Genomic DNA, 18,337 nt, shown 5'->3' with positions numbered 1-18,337 from the left:
AAGTATACCATGCTGCCCATGATTTTTTCTGTTGCATTTGCAACATTTATATGCCATATTAAAAAAAAGGAGGTTTTTTTATGCAGTACAATGAAAATCCGCTGTTCACAGATATCACATCCAAGGACTGCCTGAAAATGCTGAACTGTTTTCACTCTGAGGAAAAACTGTTTTCTTCCGGTGAAATGATCCATCATTTTTCTTCCCAAAAACCTGTCATGGGCGTTCTTCTCTCCGGCACTGCTTCCGTGCTGCGCTATGAATTCAACGGAAGCCGGACCATTTTAGAGAAGCTGGAGACAAACAGTGTATTTGGTGAAATTCTGGCTTTTCATTCTGAAGAGTATGAAGATATTCACCTGAAGTGTGATACCGAATGCAGGGTACTCATGATCGATTATGAGTCTCTCATGAAGCCCTGCACTAATGCCTGTGCCTGCCATATCCGGCTGATCCAGAATGTCACCTGGCTGATATCTCAAAAAACTATGAGTCTCAGCCAGAGAGTCGAGGTTTTGAGCAAGCGCACCATCCGTGAAAAGCTATATTGTTATTTCATGCAGGAATCCCTGCGGCAGAAATCCAGTTCTTTTCATATCCCGTTTACCATGTCAGATTTGGCGGATTATCTGTCCGTAGACCGGAGTGCAATGATGCGGGAGCTGAAAAAAATGAAAGAAGACGGCATCCTTTCCTCTGAAAAAAGAATGGTCCGCCTTCTCCCGGAACATACTGCCGGTGTTTAATCCTCCAGCGCAGTTTCATATGCTTTTTTTGTCTTTTCGTCGAAACAGACGAATTCAATGCAGTCAAAAATATCTTTGTTTTTGCAGAATTCTTTTATGGTCCTCACCGCAATCGGCGCAGCCTTTGAGAGCGGAAACCGGAACAGGCCCGTGCTGATGGACGGAAAGGTCACATGCCTGCATCCATGCTCTGCGGCCAGCTTAAGACAGCTTTTGTAGCAGTCAGCTAAAAGTTCTTCCTCACAGTCATCCCCGTCTCTCCACACCGGTCCGGGCGTGTGAATCACATATTGTGCAGGAAGTCTGTACGCTTTCGTAATCTTCGCATCTCCGGTATCACATCCGCCCAGGGTGCGGCACTCTGCCAAAAGTTCGGGTCCGGCCGCCGCATGGATGGCACCGTCCACACCCCCTCCGCCCAAAAGCGTCGGATTGGCAGCATTGACGATGGCATCTGCCGGAACCTTTGTGATATCACCCAGGGTTATCTTTATTTCCATGTTACATTTCCTTTCTAGCGCGCAGATAAGCCGTAAAGCATCGCTATATAGCAGGCAAAATCGCCAATCCGTTTTCTCTGGTCACCGAGCTGCTTCCTCCATGAAACGTCCAGCCCTCTCTGCTCCATCATACCGCTTAACAGATTCAGCGTGTGTATGACATTGTCATGCTTTCTCGTCCTTCCGTCATTATCCCGCTGGCCTTTCCTGATCTGCTTCCAATTTGCCCTGAGATCCGCATAGACCGTCATTGCACTCAGAGCCAGTTCCCAAAATTCTTCAAACTCCTCGTCATCCTCCGGCGAATTCTGAAGGATCGCCTCATAAATCTCCATTGCTTCCTCAAAAGGAAGTGGATTCGGCTGTGTCAGATAATTCTCATACTTTAGATCTTTGTTCATAAAAGGCTCCTTTCCTCTGCATAACTGCTGATCTGTCCTGCGCTTTCCCGGTTGGTCTTCCATCTCTTTATATCTCTAGTTTAACTTGCTTTCAGCTCTTTGTAAATCTAAAATCCTTATCTCACCGCGTCTTTGATCTGCTCAAGAATCCCTTCCTGTCTTTCATCAAAAAGCAGGCCTTTATTATATTTATAATAAGGATCACAGCCGTTTTCTTTGATAAATCGGACGCTGTAATAATTCACATTCAGCTCCGTGATAAAGACTACCATTTCCTGTCCGTCCCCAAAGGCTGCCTCCATAAAATCAAAGGCATAAAGAAGAGCATCTGAAATCTTCTCCACCAGCTGTTCCCTGCTTTCTGTCTCTGCTTTAAACCAGCTCCGAACCGCTTTCGGTTCATCCTGCGGTTTCTCTCTCTTCAAATCTTCAAGATAATTTTCCAGCCTCCCGATGACCTTCTTCCAAATATGTTCCTCTTCCTTTGATATCTGCTCTGCTTTCTTTCTCTCCCGGAATTCTGCCTCGGCTTTTTTCAGCGTTTCCTCCATGGACCCATGCTCCATGTAGTCTTTCAGCCATGAAAACAGTTCGCTTACATAGGCATCTGTTTTCGCATATTCCATGAAAAACTCATTTAATTTTCCGTTCAGCAGATGGACAATGCTGAGCCGCTCGTCAAACGGAGCGAATTTCAGTTTCTCCAGCATATCTTCTGTGAAAGAACCCTCAAGGATCTCGTCAATCTTATAGTCCTTTCTGTATTTTCTGTAAAGCTCCAAATAATTTGCAAACTCTTTGGCAATCCCTAAATGCCGGATATACTGATAGATTACATCCCGATCAACCGTCTTTCCAAGTCCTTCGTATGCCTTCATAAAGTCGGACAAATCCTCCCATCCTCTGGCAGTCACAAAGGCTTTTCCGTCCACCGTCGTCTCCATCCTGTAAAAATGATGTTTGCGAATTTCAAGATAAGCCATAATGGCCGGATGGATTCCGGCTTTGTATGCATATTCTTTCCAGACCTCATAGTCAGCTTCCACATCGATCAGTTTGATCCGGTCTAACGTCACCACATCAAACTCACGGACAGACTTATTGTACTCCGGAGGATTGCCGGCTGCCACGATGACCCATCCCTCCGGCACCTTCTGATTCCCAAAAGTCTTGCACTGGAGAAACTGCAGCATCGTCGGCGCAAGTGTCTCAGAGACACAGTTGATCTCATCGATAAATAAGATACCCTCCTGAAGGCCGGTCTGTTCGATTTTTTCATATACCGAAGCGATAATCTCGCTCATCGTATACTCTGTCACAGAGTAGCTGACACCGCCGTAAGTTTTTTCTTTGATGAACGGAAGCCCTACGGCACTTTGTCTTGTGTGATGGGTGATCGTATAAGCCACCAGTCCAATGCCGCATTCCTTTGCAATCTGTTCCATGATCTGTGTCTTTCCGATTCCCGGAGGCCCCATCAAAAGGACCGGCCTCTGTCTGAGCGCCGGTATCCGGTATTCCCCGTACTCATTTTTATTTAAATACGCTTCCACAGAATCTTTGATTTCCTGTTTCGCACGCTTAATGTCCATAATCTTCTCCTTCAAGTTCTTCCTCACAAACAATCAGTTTCATCGCCCACGGCGGCACCTGGGCATCCTCGTATTCTTCTTCCATGAAAATAAAGGCAGTCTCAAACGGCGGCTTTTTTTTCGGATAAATCCCCTGCCCGTCTGTGAAATACAAAACTCCCTTCAGGCTGTAAAACTCTCCTTCTTCCATGAGTCTTGCTATATACTCAAATGCCGGACGGAAGTCTGTGCCGCCTTCCCCTTTGAGCTCCAGATGTTCCATATATTCTTTCAGTTCTTTTTCATCCCGGATCTTTTTATCTTCCTGGATTTTTTCATCACACTGAATGATATGGATGTTGACCTTACGAAGAAATGTCTCTTCTTCCTTTAAAATTCCATAGGTCTCTTCCAAAAATTTCTTTACCAGTTCACCGGAACAGGACATGGACGTATCAATGACGATCGCAAATTCTTCTACTTTCTTTACTTCTTTCCACTCCTGCGGCTCCACCAGGGGCATATTTCCGTACATACGAAGCCCGTAGGTGTAGAACACATAGTCGAAAGAATCCTCGTCCACACCGATTTCCTCTTTAAGCACCGCAAATTTTTTCAGAAATTCCCGGTAATCATACCTCTCCCTGTTTTCGATCTGCATCTGCCGTACCATATCTCCCGCGTCCGCAGACATCTCCTGGGAGAATGTCTCCATATCCAGTTCCATCTTTTCACTGATGTCCTGCCACTGGTTCTGAATCTCCTGCTGCATCTTCGGCTGGTCTTTCTCCGGCCAGAAGCTGTGGCTGTCCATGACAAACTCTTCCCCAATGCGCTTTATTTCCGCTTCTGTGAGTTCCCATTCCCGGATCCTTTTATAGATGCCTTCCGCCGTCAGCACCTTCAGTTCTTTTTTGAGGCGTTTATAAATATCTTTGCGGAACGCAGTGCCATATAAAGAAACCGCTCCGGTCTTCCACTGATCGATCACGGATTCCACAGCAATATCACAGCTGATATCCCACAATTCTTTTTCCCTGTTTTTCTGCCCGGTCAGATGGTGAAAAAGACAGTGCAGTACCAAATGGAGATACATCCGGTTCACCATTCTTCTGTCCTGTGCATACAGCTTCGCCAGATATCCCGGATGGAAGTATATCACTCTGCCGTCAGAAGCGATTCTCTCTGCGTCTGCATGGCTTGTATAAAAAAAGCTGCTCAATGCCAGATCCATGAACCTCATGTGCAGATAAAGTTCATCTCTTGAAGCCATGAGGATCTGCTTTCCGGCTTCGGCAAGCCTCTCTGCTTTTTCTGTTTCTTTCTGCATATTTCTCCTAACTATAACTCAAAAATTTTCTTTTTCGGAGGAAACAGGCGCTGCTTTTCATTCATCAAAAAACTCATAGTTTCTCCGTCTTTCTGCGAGGATGCCTGCTCAATGGCCGCTTCCATGGCATTCTCATTCCAAAGACCCTCTTTCGATAAGAACCGCAGTGCTTCCATATCACGCTGTTGGGCAAATCCTTCTGCTATATTCTTTGCATGGTCTTTTACATATGCTGTATACTCTTTTCTTGCTTTTTCACTCAGTTCATATGGATATCTGAGCCGCCGGACGGCAATTTCCGATACCAGTTCCGGCCGTTCTTCTATCTCTGCCACAGAAAACAGCCTGTCATAGGCCTGATAGTCCACTTCCCTTTTCTGAAAACACTGACGATACTTATAGCCCGACCCGTTAAAATATTTCTCAATGATCCTTGCCGGAGTATTTTCTACCGCCTCTTCATAAAATTCGGGAAAGACCAGCTTAGCTGTCTTTTGGGTCCCGTCTTCTGTGCGGTAATGCAGATCGGCATACAGCTCATATCGGATTTCTCCGACAATATCTTTCAGGCATGTGCTTTTCCCTTTCTTGCAGAAAATCTCCACGTAGCGGAGCCTGCACCCGTTAAACACTCCGGTTCCGGTACCTTTCAGTGCATCTGAAAAAGTCAGTTTTTTGAGATTGCTGCATCCGTAGAATGCATATTTGCCCAATTCCTCTGTTTTATCAGGAAGATGCACTGCTTCAATCAGATTCCCGCAGAGCAGTTCCTTTTCATCGTCCTGCAATACATTATTTGTTACATCATATATTTCTACATCTTCCTCTTCCTGTTTCTTCCACTGGGAAAATGCATAGTCTCCTAATATTTTGAAAGGCTGTCCGTCCACAGTATCCGGCAGCGAAACAACACTGTCATTTCCATAACAGCGGACCAGCCTAAGCCCTCTCTTTTCTTTCCGGTAATGAAGGGTAAGCCCCATTGCACGTCCCATCCTTTCCGCAAATTTGTCTTATAATTACAGTCCTATTATACTACATAAGAAAAAAAAGAAAACAGCCTTATTTTGGGGTGAAATGGATGTACTCTGTGAGAAATACGGTTTGTTTCGATGCTGACGTCTTCGAATGAAAAAGTTTCTCAAGAATTCCCTCACACATAGACATAACAGAGGCTTGACAGCTTTGCGTACCAGATGCGGTTTGACGTAGTCAAATAACTTCCTTACGCACCTGTGTACAGCCCGCGGAGCGTTTTTTATGTCATAGGGAAGGTCGTAGAACTTTCCTATGATATAAAAAAATCCGGGATTCCCGGATTTAACAGAGCTGTACTATTTACTTAAAAATATTTAGGGCTTCTTTCGATATTTTTTCTCTATCACTGTCACATAGACGGCCATAGCCACAATGGATTCTGCCATAACCCCTAAAATTGAAAGCAGAATATATGGTGAGTTTTGTTCTTTCAGAAGCGGCAGACCTAAAACAGCCAGAATGGCCCCAAAGGTACACCATAGTTTTCCCATGGCGCGATTGTATGACTTTATATTATTTACCGGGAAAACCTCTGCATTTGCCCAGAAACCAAAGGCAGCTTCCTTCTTTGAGTTAAAGGCATATAAGCCAATGATAATAAATGAACAGCTTATAAGAAGCCATATAAGAAATATCAGCACGGTTATACACCCCTCTCCTGCAAACCCTATAATGCAAAGCACATGCCCCGAATGATATGTGCTATCGAGTGTCCTGTAAGAATATTTTAACTTTAATTAATATACAAGTGTAATCTGTTTTTATCTACATGGCTCTGAATATTGATACAACTCCTGTTATTGTTTATCCCGAATCAAACCAATTTTTAATTACTTCATGGACGTATTTCAATACAACTCTTGTTATTGTTTATCAATCTCCAGAGGCATTTCTTTCTGTCGGTCTACATTTCAATACAACTCTTGTTATTGTTTATCCAACGTATTTCCGCCATTCTTTATTTTCATTATAGTCATTTCCCCTGATAAAATCAACGTTTCCCTTATTTTTTCCCAACCGACAGCAGTTTTTTTAATTTTCTTTAAAAACAATCTCTAACCCGCAGTTTTATGCGGTTTCTTCGTACCCGCTAAATTTACCGGTTGGGAAATCGAACAATTCTTTTTGAAAAAAACATGAAACTTCCCTATCGGAGTAAAAAGATCATTACTGCTGAAACTGCCAATGTCAGAAGCCCTGCGCAGACTGCCAGCAGTAATTTCTGATACGGACGTTTTCCGGATTCCCGGTATTTCTCTATTTCATCGAGTTTTTTTCCTTCCGTAAAAGCCATGATCTCTTTATACGTCTGAATATCATGTGTCTTTTTCTGTTTCTCAACGCGGCCTGCATAATAAATTGCACATCCGAAAATCACGAGCCAGATCACGATTCCAACCACGTCTCCATACAATGAAAGCGGTACTGCCAGCACTGCTGTTGCTACGAGAAGCAAACTGAAGATAAGGCTGTCGCGATTCCATTTTTTAATATCCTCTGCTTTAATCTGTTCTCTCATCTCCTCTAAATCTCCTTTCACTAAGGTATCAAGAGAAATGTGAAAAAGAGTGCTCAGCAGGAGCAGACTTTTTACATCGGGATAGTTCTTACCGTTTTCCCAATTTGAAATTGTCTGCCGTGTGACGTATACCTTCTCTGCCAATTCATCCTGTGAGAGCTTTGAATCAAGCCTGTATTTCTTTATCTGTTTGCTGAACTCCATGTTCTGATTCCTCCTGCTTGTGTTTTATGTTGTATCAACATTATACCGATTGAGATGCAGATCTTCTATCAAAAATGTTTGACATCCCCGTTTTTTCAGCATGTAAAATAGATTTGACATGTCATTTCCGGGCTAAAAATGGCCCTGCAGCCTTCATCCATTCATCCGGCAGGTAAACAGCCAGATATCCATGACCATATCCCTCTGCCTCATAGATCTCGCAGGAAGGAACCAATGATTTAAAAAGGGCAGCGGAATTCTTTACACATTTCATCTCCTTCGATCCGTACCAATACATCACCTGCGCTGTCACATGTTTGATCCTGTCGTCCAGTTGGTAGTCTCCCATATAAGTCCGGTAAATGGTACACATGGTTTCTTTTCTGAAATTAGGCATATCTTTCATATAGTAATCTATGATTTCCTCCGGAAGCCGCATGGCGGGCATATATTTATTCAGCACTGCCAATTCCAGTCTGCTTGCTGACCTGCTAAACAGCAGCGGCCAGAAGCAGCGCACAAAAGCAGTGCAGCATTTCGCAAGCTTAGGCTGAGGATAACAAAGGCTCCCGTCAATGATCGCTTTTTGTGCAATATCCGGCCTTTGGGAAAGTATTTCTATCACAATCTGCCCTCCCAAAGAGACACCGCCGATGGCAAAAACAGAACCGCCGCAGCTTTCATTGATATATTTAATGATTTTCCCGGCACTATCTTCTGTGGACACATACTCCGTCATGTATTCTTCTCCATGTCCATCCAGCGTGGGCAGGATCACATGATAATTTAAAGACAGCATACGGGCCTGTCTTAAATAGTCCCACCAAGCCTGTCCTCCTCCGTGTATGAGCAGTACATGCGGCAGTTTCCGGTCCCCAAACTCATGAAACTTCATCACTTCCACCTCCTCAAATATACCTTTTTCCAATGTTTAATCAGAACATCAAATTCTTCTTCCATCCGGCCAATATCGATCTGTCCTTTCTGAAAACATCGGTATAAATAACCTTCACAGGCAAGCGCAATTTCATAATACATGGTCTCTGTCTCTATATCCTCCCGAAACATACTGTTGCCGAATGTCCGGAAAAATTTCTGCTCAGCGTTCTGATTTGTCTTGGCGATCAATTTGTGCACATCCTTTTTCACTTCCGGATGCTGCTCATAGTAGGCTTTCACTGAAAACATACAGATCTCCGGATACTTCACCGAAAGAGAACATTTTGCCCGGACATTCCGACGTAACATTTCAAAAAGATCTTCAGTCTCCCATACACCATAATCCTGCACCGCACTGCGTGTAAGGTTTTCAGCGTGACAGACAAGATATAAATACAGCTCCTTCTTGTTCTTAAAGTAATAAAATAAAAGCGACTTTGAAATTCCTGCCGCATCGGCTATCGCCGACATAGAAGCTCTCTTATATTCATTTCTTGAAAACACCTGATAAGCAGATCTTATGATCTTTTCCCGTCTGCCGCATGGCAGCTGATAAAATTTCTCGTTCATGCTGTCCTCCCCTGACCGATTCGTCTAATATAGACAGCATAAATCCATTGACCGATTTTGAGAAGACCCCCTTTTTAATAATTCGGCTCATCAATTTTTATAATCCGGATTTCTTTATCCCCGGATAATTTTTGAACCAACGATTCCACTCCCAGAATTTCCGTATTCGTATGACTTCCCACAAACAGATTCATTCCCACATGCTGTGCATACTGTTGTGAATAAAGTACGTACTCCCCTGTGACATATGTATCACATCCAGCCTCTGCGGCAATCCTCATCTCTGTGGTCATGTTTCCCCCTCCTGCGGCCACAGCCACTTTTCTTACCGGATTTTCATTATTTTGATAACAGCGCACTTGCTCTGCAAGGATATCGGTCAGCCTTTCTCTGAACACATTGAAATCAACGGGCTCGATCTCACCTATGACCCCGCCATAATAGATTTCCGCATACGGCATCACCTTCTCAAGACCTCCCATTCCAAGTTTCTTTCCCAGTGACGCACTGGTCCCAAACTCCGCGTCATCTAACGGTGCATGAAAATAAGCATGGGTGATTCCGCTTTCTTCTAACATCTTACTGCAGCTTTCTTTCAGTCCAAAAATAAACTCCCACGAATCATGATGGGTCACAAGAAATTCTATCTGTTGCTGGCGGGCTTTTTCTATAATTTCTTCTGTCAGATTTACTGCATACCCGATGATATTAATTTCTCTGTCAAATTCATTAAAAAACCCCCATTCCTCTGGGAGCATATGCAGCTTCTTTTCGTCAAACATATCCATGAGATCTGCTTTCAGTTTACTGTACTTCATCATAACTCCTTCCCTGATCTGTCAAAGTTTGAGATATCAGTCTATCACCCCGCCGAAAGAATTGCAACAAGGCCTCTAAACCGAAAAAATCCCTGAACACAGGATCTGATCTATACAGCCCTGCACACAAGGATTTTTCATGGGAATTATTTCTTTGCTTTGTATTCTTCTACTTTTTTTGTATCTGTATTTTTCTTATAGATTTTTCCGTTGTCTTTGTCAACGTAGAAATCACCGTATTTTTTACCGGAGTCTTTGGATGTGTCATAAATTTCAAAGTGATATCCTTTTGCTCCATCTCTGTACTCTGTGACATCTTGGTCTTTATTTCTCACTTCATACTGACCGTTTCCGTCAGAACCAAGTTTATTGATCAGATAGTCATGGGCATCATCATAATCATCAAACCCATTGGCTACATCGTCCGCCAGATCTTTTGCTCCGTCTGCCACATCGTCAGCCGCATCTTCCACGTCGTCACCCAAATCATTGTTTGTTGCTGTAGTGGATGAACCGCCTTCTGTGGTTTTTTCTGTTGTTGTGGCATCATTTTTGTTTGAACATCCTGTAAACATCGCAGCGACACTTAATGTGAGGACTGCAACCATTGTAAGCATCCAACATTTCTTTTTCATTATGAATTCTCCTTTTCCTTTGGAATAATTATTTGATACCACTATTGTTTCCAATGAAAAGGAAAATATACCTTAACAAATTCTGCGATAATTTTTAATCAAAAATTTTATTTGGATTTAAAATATTTTTCGGGTCCAGGCAAAGCTTCACCTGCTTCATCATTTGAAGAATTAAAGGATCTGATGCTTTCTTTAAATATGTTTTCTTGCTCAGCCCGATCCCGTGTTCTCCTGATGTCAGGCCGCCAAGCTCACTGCTTTTATCGTAGGCAGAAGCCAGCACTTCTCTCCGGTCTTTTTCCCACTGCTCCTGTGTCCTGCCGCCCCGGACAACACAAAGGTGTACATTCCCGTCTCCCGCATGTCCGAAACTTACCATTTGAACTCCGGTCTTCTGTTCTAAATCATTGATATATTCTATGAATTCGGCAGATTTATTGATGGGAACCACAATGTCCACCGGCTCCTGTTCCGATTTTGCCTCAACAGCTTTTACAAGGGCTCCCCGGATCTTCCACACCGCATCAATCGTCTCTTCGTCTTCCAGCACGAGCGCATCCTTAGCTCCGCTTTCCTCGGCGATTGTTTTGAGTTTTTCGACCCGTTTATAAATTTCCTCCGAGTCATCTCCGTCAAAAGTCAAAAGAATATATGCCGCTGCATCTTGATAAGGAAAAGCAAGACCAACATATTCTTCTCCGAGAGCGACTACCTTCTTCTCCACAAATTCAATGGCCGTCGGGTCAAGACTGCCCCGAATTACGTTTAAGACTGCCCGTATCCCCGTATGAAGATCATCAAAAGGCAAAAGAACGCTCAATGACTTCTGAGGTTTTGATGTAAGCTTCACAATGGCCTTTGTGATGACTCCGAGGGTTCCCTCTGAGCCGATCATCAGATGTTTTAATGAAAGACCGGAACTGTCTTTTACAACTTTCCCGCCAAGCTCTGCCACACTGCCGTCGGCCAGCACTACTTCCAGCCCACGGATATAATCTCTGGTGACACCATATTTTACGGCGCGCATTCCTCCTGCATTGGTGCTGATATTTCCGCCGATGGTGGCTGTCTTCTCACCCGGATCCGGAGGGTAAAACAAGCCTTCCTGCTCCACCAGCTCCTGAAAATCTTTCAGCACGACACCGGATTCCACTGTTGCCGTAAAAGTATCCTTATCGATCTCCAGCACCCGGTTCATGCGGGACAGATCCAAAACGATCCCTCCGTCCGCCGGTACCGTAGAACCTACTAAATTGGTCCCTGCTCCTCTCGGTGTAACCGGAATCTTATGTTCATATGCATATTTCATAATATCGCTGACCTCTTTTGTGGACTCAGGGAATACCAGGGCTTTTGCCCGTCCCCTGAGTCTTCCCAGAGTGTCCGATAAATATTTTTCTTCTATATTAGAGTCAAAGATCACCCGACTGCTGTCGGGAATCAAACATTCAAGTCCTGTCAAAGCCATCACCTACCGTTTCGTAAATTTTAATGCCACCTTATCTCCGAGCCACTGTCCGAGCTGGACAATGATAATCAATACAATCACTGTAAATGTCAGAACACCGGTCTCGTACCGGTTATATCCGTACCGGATCGCCAGATCTCCGATTCCGCCTCCTCCGACACTTCCTGCCATGGCAGAGTATCCGATGATGCTTACAAATGTCACCGTAAGTCCGCGGATCAGACTCGGAAGAGCTTCCACAAATAAAACCTTGCGGATGATCAGGGAAACACTTGCCCCTGTGGCCACCGCTGCTTCCACGACTCCTTTGTCCACTTCACTGAAGGATCCTTCCACCAATCTCGCATAAAAAGCCACAGATGCGATGGAAAGGGGAACCGCCGCCGCTGCCGCACCGATGCTGGTGCCTACTAAGATCCTTGTCAGCGGAAGGAGTACTACGAGCAGAATAATAAACGGCATGGAACGGATAATATTTATAATGGTACCTGCCACCGCATTGACCGCCCGGTTTTTAAAAAATAAGGGATTAGCTGTCAAGTGCAGCACCAGGCCAATGAGCATTCCGAATACAACGGCCGCAGCCATGGCAATCAGCACCATCTGTATGGTCTCTATCGTCGCATTTCCAAATTCTAATTTTATAATCTCCATCGTTTCCTTCATCTTATCGTCCTCCCTCTAATTCTTCTACACGGTACACATTTTCTTTCATATAACGAAGGGCTTTTTCCCGTTCTTCATTTCTGCCTCTTACAATCACGATCAGCACACCCAATGGTTTCCCATGAATATAGTCGATCTTTCCGTTGATGATATCGATCACCACGTCGAATTGTTTGGAAACCTGGCTGATCACAGATGCATAAGCCTTTTCCCCGGTATAACAGAGTTTCACGAGTTCTTCTTCCTCCGAAAGCTTCACCTCATCGGGAACGCCCACATTGAGCACACGCTCCACAAGACTTTTGGTAATCTCTTCTCTCGGCTCTGCAAATGCAGAATATATATCCCGTACTTCCTTGATTTCACCGTTTTCCATGAAGGCGATCCTGTCAAATAATTTTTTTGCAACTTCCATCTCATGGGTGATGAAAACTATGGTAATATGATATTTTTCATTGATCTCTTTTAACAGAGACACGATTTCTTCTGTATTCTCCAAATCCAATGCGGATGTCGCCTCATCACAGAGCAGGATTTTCGGATCGTTGGCCAGCGCTCTAGCGATTGCCACTCTCTGTTTCTGCCCGCCGCTTAAGTTGGCCGGATAGGAATCCGCTTTTTCCGGCAGATGTACCATTTCGAGGAGTTCTTTCACTCTTCCCTGTATTTTCTCTTTCGGATAATGGTTTGCATGAAGGGCAAACGCCACATTTTCCGCGATCGTGGAACCGCTGATCAAATTAAAGTGCTGGAAGATCATTCCGATGTCCAGACGGACCTTACACAGCTCTTTTCTTTTCAGGGAAGTGATCTCATTCCCTTCGATCAGCACCTGTCCGGCAGTAGGCGGCTGAAGCAGATTGATCACTCTGACAAGCGTACTCTTTCCGGCTCCGCTGGGTCCTACAATGCCAAAGATTTCTCCTTCCTCAATGGTCAGATTTACGTTCTTAACCGCCTGAAAATCCTGTTTATTCTGCTGAAATGTCACTCCAATATTCTTTAATTCAATCACAGTTTCTCACCTTTCTCTCTTATGTTTATTTTTCTTTATATTTTTCTGTCCACCAGTCTGGTTTCTGGAAGGACTGAAAGCTGCTCTTTTTGTCTGACACCGCTTTATAAAAATCTTCTGACTCCACAGCCTCTTTGAGGTCTTTCCCCAGCTGTCCTTTCACGTCATCAGTTTTTACAGCAATGACATTTTTATATTCTTCTGCCAGAGTCTCGACCGCCAATGCTCTGGAAAAGTCCAGTTTTGCCGCATATGCATAATTTCCTGGAACTACCCCCGCCGCAACACTGTCCAAACTCCTTGATATCTGGGCCGCATCCAATGTTACAAATTTTAAATTCTTAGGATTCTGGGCAATGTCCTTCTCCGTTGCCTTCGTCTGGTCGATTCCTTTCTTAAGGACAATGACCTTTTCTTTGCCAAGAATACTGAGGGCCCTTGCAAGATTGGAAGGATCATTCGGTATCCCGATCTTGTCACCCTTCTTCAGTTCTTTCAAAGATTTTATGCTGTCAGAAAAAATTCCTGCTCCCGCAGTCGGCACCGCAATGACTTTGCTTATATTCAGATCATTATCTGCCGCAAACTTTTCTAAATATGCCGTGTGCTGCATTAAATTTGCATCGATCTCACCGTTTGCCAGGGCCTGATCCGGCAGTACATAATCACTGAACTCTCTCACCGATACTTTGTATCCCTTTTTCTCCAAAGAAGGCGCGATCGCTTTTTTCACCATGTCTCCGTATGGTCCCGCACAGACACCGATGGTAATGTCTTTTGCAGCACTGGCTTTTTGGCTCCCGCATCCGGTCAAAGCACCCAGTGCCAATACTCCAATCATAACGATTCCTGTCAGCTTTTTCAACGATTTTTTCATAATACGTTCCTCCATTTTTATACAAATCCTATTTTTTTAGTATGGAATTAATAATTTCAAGCTTCAGCTCTGTCTGCGGCCGTTCAGACATGGAGCGTTTTTTATTTCACAGAAAAGGCCGTAAACTTTTTTATGAAATAAAAAAAGGAGGCCATGCATGGCCTCCCAATACTTAACCGCTATGTACTTTCTCTCAGCTTTTAAGATATCTCCATACAAATATGATGTTCCGGTATTTGATTGTACGCAAAAGAACTGCACATGCTCTGCATCTGCATTTCCATACCCATCATATCCATCATGAAATTCTTATATGCCTTGATAAAATTCATTGCGGTATCTCCTTCTTGCTGATTTCCTATCTTGCCTATAGGTTATTTGGAATCTTACACGGTTTCTTTCTATTTGTCAATAGGTTTTTTTGATTTCATCACTCTTTTCCAAAAGATCCGATCTCAATCAGATTCCCGTCAGGATCTGCAACATAGCTTGTTCTCTGTCCCCATGGTTCCGTTACCGGTGCGAGAACCGGTTCGGCTCCTGCTTCCAGCACTCTCTGATACTCCCGGTCCACGTCTTCATAGGAAGGCAGATCAAAGGCGAGTTCCACCGTCCCGTTTATTTTGTCCGGATAGCCAAAGTTTCTGCCGGTCATTTCTTCAAAATCTTTTCTCCCAAACATAATCAGACACATGTCGCCGGAATAGAGTTCAGCGTTGGGAGTTCCTTCCCAATCGGTCTTCATACCCATCACATCCCTGTAAAACGCGACCATTTTCTCCATATCAGTAACAAATAATCCTGCTGCTGTCATTTTTAACATAGCACTTCCTCCTTCTTTGAATACATTCAGTATATCAGGAGGAACCAGACAGCTTTATGTCATGTTCCTGTATATCTGTTTAAATTCTTTTTCAATTCCGACACAAGATCATCCGCAAGGCACCTGGGTTCTATGACCATTGCCTGGCTTCCAAAACTCAAAATCCACTGCTTCATGTTATCATAATTCACGAAATCCCATTCAAAGATCAGCCGGCCCTGCTCGTCTTCGGTATAACAGCCGGCCCCGTATTCTTCCACAAGCCTGTATTTTGCTTCTTTTTCAAAGACCGCTCTAAGTTTGACTGCATCCTGTCTGAAATAGTCCTGAAAATCTGCCTCCGTTTTACCTGCATTTCTCATCAGGAAACTGTTTCCTGTCTCTTTGAGCTCCCACAGCCTGTTTAGTTTAAACATACGGAAATCCTTTCTTTTTCTGCAGTAGCCATAGACATACCAGGATGACCACCGGAAGACCAGAAGATACGGCTCGATCTCTCTGTATTCTTCTCCTCTGCTGTAATAATACAAAAAGTTCACCGTATGCCGGCTGGAAACCGCATGTTTTATGATCCCGATCTTCTCTTTCAGTGATTCTTCATAGTGAGAAGCCAGATCGATCAGGATCATTCCTTCTGACAGGACCGAATCTTCCGGCTCTAAAGAGAGCTTTTCCATGAGACTTAACGCAGCGGAAGTCCTTGATACGCTGTCAATTCCTTTCAGCCCTTCAAAAACTGCTCTCAATTCTTCTTTCGTAAAAACAGTTTTGTCAAGCTTATAGCCTTCAGCGATACGGATTCCGCCGCCGTATCCCTGTTCCGTGATCAGAGGAATCCCCGCACGGCAGATCACGTCAATGTCCCGGCTGATGGTCCTTCTGGACACTTCAAACCTCTCGGCCAGTTCAGGTGCCGTGACTTTGTCGTTTCTGAGCAAAAGTGTGATAATTCCGATTAAACGGTCTATTTTCATTGAGATGCCTCCTGCAAGATAACAAATGATTTCATATAAAAGGATAAAGTGGCAAGCCCACCTCATCTCCCCACCCCTCATCTATGTAAATGAAAAAACTCCGTTTCATCTGAAACGGAGTCCTATGAGCGTGCGGGGATTCGAACCCCGGACAACTTGATTAAAAGTCAAGTGCTCTACCACCTGAGCTACACACCCTGATTATTCTATTTTAATTCTGATGAAACTGGGCTAGCTGGATTCGAACCAGCGGATGCAGGAGTCAGAATCCTGTGCCTTACCACTTGGCGATAGCCCAACAGCTTTATCAATATATCACAGCAAAAATCTTATGTCAACTACTTTTTTACTGATTTTCCAAAAAATATGAGACAGATCTTCATCTGTGATTTCCTTATAAGGAACTGAGCGTGCGGGGATTCGAACCCCGGACAACTTGATTAAAAGTCAAGTGCTCTACCACCTGAGCTACACACCCTGATTATTTATTTTAATTCTGATGGAACTGGGCTAGCTGGATTCGAACCAGCGGATGCAGGAGTCAGAATCCTGTGCCTTACCACTTGGCGATAGCCCAACAGCTTTATTAATATACCACGGAATTTCGACAAGCGCAATGGTTTTTTATATTTTTTTTAATTTCTTTTGTTCTCAAATGCCGAATAAAAAATGTTGTAAAACTGTCCTATTTAATTTTACAACATTTTCTTTCAGCATTTTTTATTTTACCGTTACGCTGACCTTTTTATACTTTCCATTCTCACTGATCACATAAATAGCTGCCTTGCCGGCTTTCTTTGCTTTGATCTTTCCTTTGCTGTTCACGGATACTACAGAACTTTTTGAAGTCATGTAACGAATCTTTGCACCGTGATTTTTCGGCTGTTTCTTGCCGGACGGGACCTTTACCTTCGCTTTAATGACAGCTGTCCTGCCCTTTTTCAGAGTAATTGATTTCTTCTTTACAGAGACGGAAGATGCATTTGCATACCGTGAACCGGCTCTCATCAATACATGTGCCGTATTAGATTTTCCAATGTTCTTTTTCTGTTTGTTCACATTTTGATATGGTCTTACATAAAACTTATAGGAACCTTTGGATTTCAGTTTTCGCTTTCCAATCTTTGTGATGGTAGTCTTCGTTCCCTTCTTTACTGTCTTTAAATATTTTGGTGTAGATTTCTTTCCACATTGATTACCGTAAATCCGGTATCCGTCCGCACCCTTCGTCTTTGTCCATGACAGCTGAACCTTCCTGGAAGTCTTGGCCGTACCAGTTGCTACAATGACCTTCTTTTCGGTACTGGCTGCTGTATTGAGAGTGAGCTCCTTAGTTTTGGCACCTGCTGCCAGACTTGGCATATCTGCACCTGTTGTAGGATACTGCACCTTTACTTTAAATTTTCCGTTCTGCGCACTAGTCTGAGATAAAGCGATATAATTTGTATCTGCTTTCCCCATTTTACATCTTTACTGTTTTTCTTATTCACATATTTTGCATAGACCGTAAAATCCGACTTTTTGATCACTTGGTTCTTCTTATAAGTCTTTGTATTCTTTACATAAATCCCGCTTAAAACATACTCGCTGGCAAATGAACCATGATATAAAAGAATTGGCTGGCCGGCTACTCCGCCGTTGTCACATCCATAGCGGGAATACTTCCCGTCCGTGGTATTAATATTGCTTCCCTTAAAAGTCTCGTTAAATGCAATGGTTCCATTACAGCTGTCAAAAAGACTTACAAATTCCGGATTGTCTTTACTGTTTAAAGCAAAATAAGTATCGCCTTTCTGCAGCTTATTGTAGCTTTGATCGGGTGAATTATACCAGGTAGGGCTGGAAACCTTTCGGCCAAGTTTTACAGGAAGCAGACTTGCGCTTACCGTTACCCATGTATTCTGTTTCAGCACCCTTTTATAATCCGGCCGCTGTTCCCCATAACCGTCTGCGAGACGCAGTGCATAATATGTTTTTCCCGTCTTAAGCTCTCCTCCTGATTTTACATAGGAGCCTACTTTGATCATCCTTGCGCCTTTTGCATTGTTTACTGTAACCGTCTCATTCGCTCTGCCATCCATATTGGCATCGGCTTTTTTGCCCGAAGCCCCGGATACAGACGTTTTCGTTCCCCCAAAAACTCCAAACATCATTGCTGCGGATAAGGCCGCAGCCATTCCCTTTTTCCATAATGAACTGCTCATCTTCCTCATAATCATTCCTCCTTATTCTGTAAAACATTT

Annotated in this window: 21 protein-coding genes and 4 tRNA genes; 1 reads left to right on the top strand and 24 read right to left on the bottom strand. The window is 43.7% G+C overall.

Annotation, left to right across the window (positions count from 1 at the left end):
- Nucleotides 1-80: 80 nt before the first annotated feature.
- Nucleotides 81-746 (top strand): Crp/Fnr family transcriptional regulator, encoded by a 666-nt coding sequence (locus ANCC_RS04750; protein WP_006566454.1) that lies wholly within the window; start codon nt 81-83, stop codon nt 744-746.
- Here the strand turns inward: ANCC_RS04750 and ANCC_RS04745 are convergent.
- The 24 genes from ANCC_RS04745 to ANCC_RS04635 form a co-directional block, all read right to left on the bottom strand.
- Nucleotides 743-1,246, bottom strand: coding sequence for an O-acetyl-ADP-ribose deacetylase (locus tag ANCC_RS04745; RefSeq protein WP_006566455.1), 504 nt, complete (start codon nt 1,244-1,246; stop codon nt 743-745). The genes ANCC_RS04750 and ANCC_RS04745 overlap by 4 nt on opposite strands.
- Nucleotides 1,247-1,260: 14 nt before the next feature.
- Nucleotides 1,261-1,647: a hypothetical protein gene (locus ANCC_RS04740; protein ID WP_009289016.1), complete on the bottom strand. Its 387-nt coding sequence runs from the start codon at nt 1,645-1,647 to the stop codon at nt 1,261-1,263.
- A 116-nt stretch (nt 1,648-1,763) separates the two neighbouring features.
- On the bottom strand, nt 1,764-3,239 hold the full coding sequence (locus tag ANCC_RS04735) for an ATP-binding protein (protein ID WP_006566457.1): 1,476 nt from the start codon (nt 3,237-3,239) through the stop codon (nt 1,764-1,766).
- Entirely contained in the window at nt 3,229-4,548 is a 1,320-nt protein-coding gene (locus ANCC_RS04730) for a vWA domain-containing protein (RefSeq protein WP_006566458.1), read from the bottom strand. The genes ANCC_RS04735 and ANCC_RS04730 overlap by 11 nt, the downstream gene beginning before the upstream one ends.
- An 11-nt stretch (nt 4,549-4,559) precedes the next feature.
- The gene (locus ANCC_RS04725) at nt 4,560-5,543 is read right to left on the bottom strand and encodes a leucine-rich repeat protein (protein ID WP_006566459.1); all 984 of its coding nucleotides are present in this window, start codon (nt 5,541-5,543) and stop codon (nt 4,560-4,562) included.
- A 357-nt stretch (nt 5,544-5,900) separates the two neighbouring features.
- Complete coding sequence (locus ANCC_RS04720) at nt 5,901-6,227, bottom strand: hypothetical protein (protein ID WP_039946474.1); 327 nt, start codon at nt 6,225-6,227, stop codon at nt 5,901-5,903.
- 506 nt (nt 6,228-6,733) lie between these two features.
- Nucleotides 6,734-7,309: a helix-turn-helix domain-containing protein gene (locus tag ANCC_RS04715; RefSeq protein ID WP_006566462.1), complete on the bottom strand. Its 576-nt coding sequence runs from the start codon at nt 7,307-7,309 to the stop codon at nt 6,734-6,736.
- 121 nt (nt 7,310-7,430) lie between these two features.
- Nucleotides 7,431-8,204, bottom strand: coding sequence for an alpha/beta fold hydrolase (locus tag ANCC_RS04710; protein ID WP_006566463.1), 774 nt, complete (start codon nt 8,202-8,204; stop codon nt 7,431-7,433).
- Nucleotides 8,204-8,818, bottom strand: coding sequence for a TetR/AcrR family transcriptional regulator (locus ANCC_RS04705; RefSeq protein WP_006566464.1), 615 nt, complete (start codon nt 8,816-8,818; stop codon nt 8,204-8,206). Before ANCC_RS04705 ends, ANCC_RS04710 begins: the two co-directional genes overlap by 1 nt.
- Nucleotides 8,819-8,892: 74 nt before the next feature.
- On the bottom strand, nt 8,893-9,639 hold the full coding sequence (locus tag ANCC_RS04700) for a Nif3-like dinuclear metal center hexameric protein (RefSeq protein ID WP_006566466.1): 747 nt from the start codon (nt 9,637-9,639) through the stop codon (nt 8,893-8,895).
- A gap of 143 nt (nt 9,640-9,782) precedes the next feature.
- Nucleotides 9,783-10,271: a hypothetical protein gene (locus ANCC_RS04695; protein ID WP_006566467.1), complete on the bottom strand. Its 489-nt coding sequence runs from the start codon at nt 10,269-10,271 to the stop codon at nt 9,783-9,785.
- A 94-nt stretch (nt 10,272-10,365) separates the two neighbouring features.
- Nucleotides 10,366-11,739 carry an FAD-binding oxidoreductase gene (locus tag ANCC_RS04690; protein WP_039946516.1) on the bottom strand — a complete coding sequence of 458 codons (1,374 nt, stop codon included), beginning with the start codon at nt 11,737-11,739 and terminating at the stop codon, nt 10,366-10,368.
- Between the two features lie 3 nt (nt 11,740-11,742).
- Complete coding sequence (locus ANCC_RS04685) at nt 11,743-12,405, bottom strand: methionine ABC transporter permease (RefSeq protein ID WP_006566469.1); 663 nt, start codon at nt 12,403-12,405, stop codon at nt 11,743-11,745.
- A gap of 1 nt (nt 12,406) precedes the next feature.
- The gene (locus ANCC_RS04680; protein WP_006566470.1) at nt 12,407-13,420 is read right to left on the bottom strand and encodes a methionine ABC transporter ATP-binding protein; all 1,014 of its coding nucleotides are present in this window, start codon (nt 13,418-13,420) and stop codon (nt 12,407-12,409) included.
- Nucleotides 13,421-13,445: 25 nt separating this feature from the next.
- On the bottom strand, nt 13,446-14,297 hold the full coding sequence (locus ANCC_RS04675; protein ID WP_009289025.1) for a MetQ/NlpA family ABC transporter substrate-binding protein: 852 nt from the start codon (nt 14,295-14,297) through the stop codon (nt 13,446-13,448).
- Between the two features lie 200 nt (nt 14,298-14,497).
- Nucleotides 14,498-14,629 (bottom strand): hypothetical protein, encoded by a 132-nt coding sequence (locus tag ANCC_RS17790; protein ID WP_006566473.1) that lies wholly within the window; start codon nt 14,627-14,629, stop codon nt 14,498-14,500.
- 98 nt (nt 14,630-14,727) lie between these two features.
- On the bottom strand, nt 14,728-15,120 hold the full coding sequence (locus tag ANCC_RS04670; RefSeq protein WP_006566474.1) for a VOC family protein: 393 nt from the start codon (nt 15,118-15,120) through the stop codon (nt 14,728-14,730).
- Between the two features lie 59 nt (nt 15,121-15,179).
- Nucleotides 15,180-16,094, bottom strand: coding sequence for a helix-turn-helix transcriptional regulator (locus ANCC_RS04665; RefSeq protein ID WP_039946477.1), 915 nt, complete (start codon nt 16,092-16,094; stop codon nt 15,180-15,182).
- 125 nt (nt 16,095-16,219) lie between these two features.
- Nucleotides 16,220-16,292 (bottom strand) — tRNA-Lys (locus ANCC_RS04660).
- 28 nt (nt 16,293-16,320) lie between these two features.
- Nucleotides 16,321-16,392, bottom strand: a tRNA-Gln gene (locus ANCC_RS04655).
- Nucleotides 16,393-16,499: 107 nt separating this feature from the next.
- A tRNA-Lys gene (locus ANCC_RS04650) sits at nt 16,500-16,572 on the bottom strand.
- A gap of 27 nt (nt 16,573-16,599) precedes the next feature.
- Nucleotides 16,600-16,671 (bottom strand) — tRNA-Gln (locus ANCC_RS04645).
- 143 nt (nt 16,672-16,814) lie between these two features.
- Nucleotides 16,815-17,456 (bottom strand): Ig-like domain-containing protein, encoded by a 642-nt coding sequence (locus ANCC_RS04640; RefSeq protein ID WP_006566476.1) that lies wholly within the window; start codon nt 17,454-17,456, stop codon nt 16,815-16,817.
- Nucleotides 17,457-17,485: 29 nt separating this feature from the next.
- Nucleotides 17,486-18,307 (bottom strand): hypothetical protein, encoded by an 822-nt coding sequence (locus tag ANCC_RS04635; RefSeq protein ID WP_039946480.1) that lies wholly within the window; start codon nt 18,305-18,307, stop codon nt 17,486-17,488.
- Nucleotides 18,308-18,337: the final 30 nt, after the last annotated feature.

The sequence above is a fragment of the Anaerostipes caccae L1-92 genome (assembly GCF_014467075.1).
Taxonomy (GTDB): Bacteria; Bacillota; Clostridia; order Lachnospirales; family Lachnospiraceae; genus Anaerostipes; species Anaerostipes caccae.
This window is presented reverse-complemented; position numbering and strand designations above follow the sequence as displayed.